This is a genomic window from Acidimicrobiales bacterium, from assembly GCA_036491125.1.
Taxonomy (GTDB): Bacteria; Actinomycetota; Acidimicrobiia; order Acidimicrobiales; family AC-9; genus AC-9.
The window spans coordinates 1-3,675 of record DASXCO010000129.1 but is presented as its reverse complement, the minus strand read 5'-3'; the positions used below and the strand labels follow the sequence as shown (position 1 = coordinate 3,675).

Below are 3,675 nucleotides of genomic sequence, written 5' to 3'. Positions count from 1 at the left end.
GGACGACGGTGACGGCAAGATGGGAGTCATGATGTTGTACTGGGCCCTGAAGGCCGTCCTGACGCCGGTGTTGCGCTTCTTCTACCGGGTCAGGGTGGAGGGTCTCGAGCACGTCCCCCGGTCTGGGCCGGCCATCCTGGCCAGCAACCATCTCTCGTTCTCCGATTCCATCTTCCTGCCCCTCGTGCTGCGACGTCGGTTGACGTTCGTGGCCAAGGCCGAGTACTTCGACGACCCGAAGTCGGCCTGGTTCTTCCGGGCCCTCGGACAGATCCCGGTCAAGCGGGAGGGAGGCTCGGCGGCCCAGGGCGCCCTGGACGCCGCCCGCGAGGTGCTGAGTCGGGGAGAGCTGTTCGGCATCTATCCGGAAGGCACGCGCTCTCCCGACGGGCGTTTGCACCGCGGCCACACGGGCGTGGCCCGGCTGGCCCTCAACTGCAAGACACCGGTGCTGGCCGTCGCCATGGTCGGCACGCGCGAGCTCCAGCCCATCGGCCAGGTGCGGCCCCGCGTGTTCATGCCCGTGACCATCCGGTTCTCGGCACCGATGAGCTTCGAGCGATATCACGGCCGGGCCGACGACCCGAGAGTCCTCCGCCAGATCACCGACGAGATCATGTTCGAGCTCGCCCAACAGTCGCGACAGGAGTACATGGACAACTACGCGGCCCGCAAGGCGGTGGTGGGCGCGGCCGAGGAGAGCCGGGTGCGGTCGACCCCGCCGGCCGAAGCGGTGGCCGCCGCGGGGTAGCACGGTGCCGGCCCGAGCGGCCGGCGGCACAGGCGCTGACGACCCATAACGCCAGCTTCTCGATTTGGAAACGCGACAGCAACCTCGACTACGTAGGCTCTGCTGTCATGCCGACCTATCTGGTGAGGGTTTGGGTGCCGGACCGCCCCGGCGCGCTTGGGGCGGTGGCGAGCCGCATCGGCGCCGTCGGGGGAGATCTGGTGGGAGTCGAGATTCTCGAGCGCGGTGGCGGCCGCGCCGTGGACGAGGTCCTCGTCGACCTGCCCGATGCGGACCGGGTGTCGCTGATGCTGTCCGAGGTCGGGGAGGTCGATGGGGTCGACATCGAGGATGTCCGGCCCTCGCTGCGGAGCGCGCCGGACGCGGGCCTGGAGGCGCTCGGGACCGCGGCTGCTCTCGTCGAGCAGAACGCCATCGACGGCCTCCTCGACGACCTGGCCCAGCACAGTCAGCGGGTCTTCGACGCCGACTGGGCCGCGGTGATCGATCTCGACGGCCCCGTCCCGCTGGCCAGCGTGGGCGTGACGCCGCCGGGTCCCTGGCTCAGCGCCTTCGTGGCCGGCAGCCGCTCGTCGGTGCGGGTCGCCGCCGGTGAGTGCGGACCCGACGACGTGGCCTGGGCGTCGTTGGGCCGGGCCGACCTGGCCCTGGTGCTGGGCCGCCGGGGTCGCCCGTTCCGGTCCCGGGAGCGAGCGCAGCTGGCCGTGTTGGCCAGCATCGCCGATCACCGGTGGGCCGAGCTGGTCACGAGGGAGTCGCAGCAGGCCCATCCCTCCATCTGCTAGCCCCGGGTCGGACGAAATTGGGCGCGTCGACTGCTGGCGCAACGACCACTTTCGCCCCGACCTCGGTCAGGAGGGCGCCCAGGCCCGGGCCCGCTCGAGCGCCCGTCGCCACCCCTGGTGATGCGTGTCGGCCCCGGCCTTCGTGGCCCGAGGCACCATCTCGGCCGCTGGCGTCCACAACCCGGCGATCTCGTCGATGGAGCTCCAGACGCCCTCGGCCAGGCCGGCGAGGAGACCCGCGCCCACGGCGGTCGTCTCGACCACTCGGGGCCGGGTGACCGGGACCTGGAGCTGGTCGGCCTGGATCTGGAGGAGCAGGTCCATCACCGACGCCCCGCCGTCGACCCGGAGGCTGGGCACGCCGTGGCCCGAGCTGGCGGTCATGGCGTCGACGACGTCGCGGGTCTGGAAAGCCATCGCCTCCACGATGGCGCGGGCCATGTGGGCCCGCCCCGTGCCGCGGGTGAGGCCCACGACCGTGCCCCTGGCGTACGGGTCCCACCACGGGCTGCCGAGGCCGGTGAAGGCGGGCACCACGAACAAGCCCTCGCTGCTCTCGACGCTGGCGGCCAGCGGTCCCATCTCGGCCGCCTCGGAGATGAGGCCGAGGCCGTCGCGCAGCCACTGGATCCCCGCACCGGTGACGAAGATGGCGCCTTCCAGGGCGTAAGCCACATCGGGTCCCGGCCGGCCGAGGCCGGCGTCGAGCTGCCAGGCCACGCTCGTGAGCAGCCCCTCGGCGGGGGGCGGGGGGGTGGCGCCGACGTTCATGAGGACGAAGCTTCCGGTGCCATACGTGTTCTTGGTCATGCCCGTGCGCACGCACGCCTGGCCGAACAGCGCTGCGGCCTGGTCACCGGCGATCCCGCTCACTCGCACGCCGGGCTCGAGGCCGGCGATGGCTCCAGGAGCGACGGCACCGAAGCGACCCGCGGAGGGGCGGACCTCGGCCAGCGCCGATCCGGGGATGTCGAACAGCTGGCACAGCTCCTCGGACCAGCGCCGCTCGACGATGTCGTAGAGGAGCGTGCGGCTGGCGTTGGACGGGTCGGTGGCGTGGACTCCGCCGACCGGCCCACCGGTCAGGTTCCAGAGCACCCACGAATCCACCGTTCCGAGCGTCAGCTCGGGACTTCGCTCGACGCCGCCCTCGGTGAGCAGCCACTCGAACTTGGTAGCCGAGAAGTAGGGGTCCAGGACCAGGCCGGTGCGGTCCCGCACCAGAGGCAGATAACCGGCATCCCGGAGGGCATCGCACCGGCCGGCGGTGCGGCGGTCCTGCCACACGAGTGCCCGATGGAGGGGTCGGCCGGTGGCGCGATCCCACGCCACGGCCGTCTCGCGCTGGTTGGTCATGCCGATGGCCGCGACCGGCTCGTGTCGATCGGCTATCTGGGCGCTGACCGTCGCCAGCACGTGCTGCACGGCGTGCCAGATCTCGTCGGCGTCGTGCTCGACCCAACCGGGTCGGGGATAGTGCTGGGTCAGCTCCCGGTACGAGGAGAGCACGGGAGATCCGTTTTCGTCCACGGCCAGCGCCCGCACGCCCGTGGTGCCGGCGTCGATGGCGAGCACGACCGCCATGTCGTCAATCGAGGTGCCGTAGCACCGATTGCATCTTCGTGGTCATGGCGTCGTCGTGGCCCGGACGGAAGTCGATCTTCATGACCAGGCTCACCCTGGGAGCCCGCTCGGCGATACGGTCCACGCAGGCCTTGATGACCGGCATCACCTCGTCCCATTCGCCTTCGATGTTGGTGAACATGGCGTTGGTCTCCGAGGGGAGCCCGCTGTCGCGTACGACCTTGACCGCCTCGGCCACCAGCTCGCCGACCGACTCCCCGACGCCGAGCGGGGTAAGCGAGAAGGCGGCGATCATTGTGGACCTCCCAGGTGTGGACCGGTGCCCGCGGGCACTTGGAGGCGGATCTTAAAAGGTCAAAAGAAGGTCACGGCCCACGGTTGAGGGTCCCACGCCATGGCCGCGTGGGCGGAAGGGGCGGCGCCGGCGACCCGTTCGGCGACCCGACCGGCGCGGACGAGCGGCCCGAGGCCGACGCCGCCGAGGAAGGTGGCGGCCAGGTCGGCCGTGTCGAGGCTCAGGTCCGGTTGCGCGGAGGTCCGGGTGCAGCGGGCGCC

At 71.2% G+C, this 3,675-nt stretch carries 5 protein-coding genes; 2 read left to right on the top strand and 3 right to left on the bottom strand.

What is annotated here, in order from left to right; translation table 11 throughout:
• A partial coding sequence (locus tag VGF64_10700; protein HEY1635217.1) for a lysophospholipid acyltransferase family protein occupies positions 1-751 on the top strand: 751 nt, incomplete at its 5' end.
• 107 nt (positions 752-858) lie between these two features.
• Positions 859-1,536 carry an ACT domain-containing protein gene (locus VGF64_10695; protein ID HEY1635216.1) on the top strand — a complete coding sequence of 226 codons (678 nt, stop codon included), beginning with the start codon at positions 859-861 and terminating at the stop codon, positions 1,534-1,536.
• Between the two features lie 66 nt (positions 1,537-1,602).
• On the opposite strand, the gene VGF64_10690 is transcribed toward VGF64_10695, so the two are convergent.
• The 3 genes from VGF64_10690 to VGF64_10680 form a co-directional block, all read right to left on the bottom strand.
• Positions 1,603-3,120, bottom strand: coding sequence for a glycerol kinase (locus tag VGF64_10690; GenBank protein HEY1635215.1), 1,518 nt, complete (start codon positions 3,118-3,120; stop codon positions 1,603-1,605).
• A 4-nt stretch (positions 3,121-3,124) separates the two neighbouring features.
• Positions 3,125-3,415, bottom strand: a complete 291-nt coding sequence (locus tag VGF64_10685) for an MTH1187 family thiamine-binding protein (GenBank protein HEY1635214.1) — start codon at positions 3,413-3,415, stop codon at positions 3,125-3,127.
• 59 nt (positions 3,416-3,474) lie between these two features.
• The coding region (locus tag VGF64_10680) for a sterol carrier protein domain-containing protein (GenBank protein HEY1635213.1) at positions 3,475-3,675 on the bottom strand (201 nt) is incomplete at its 5' end.

Bases quoted from the DNA above. Each gene is read 5' to 3' on its own strand.
- VGF64_10695 (HEY1635216.1), top strand. From the start codon at position 859: ATGCCGACCTATCTGGTGAGGGTTTGGGTGCCGGACCGCCCCGGCGCG.
- VGF64_10690 (HEY1635215.1), bottom strand. From the start codon at position 3,120: ATGGCGGTCGTGCTCGCCATCGACGCCGGCACCACGGGCGTGCGGGCG.
- VGF64_10685 (HEY1635214.1), bottom strand. From the start codon at position 3,415: ATGATCGCCGCCTTCTCGCTTACCCCGCTCGGCGTCGGGGAGTCGGTC.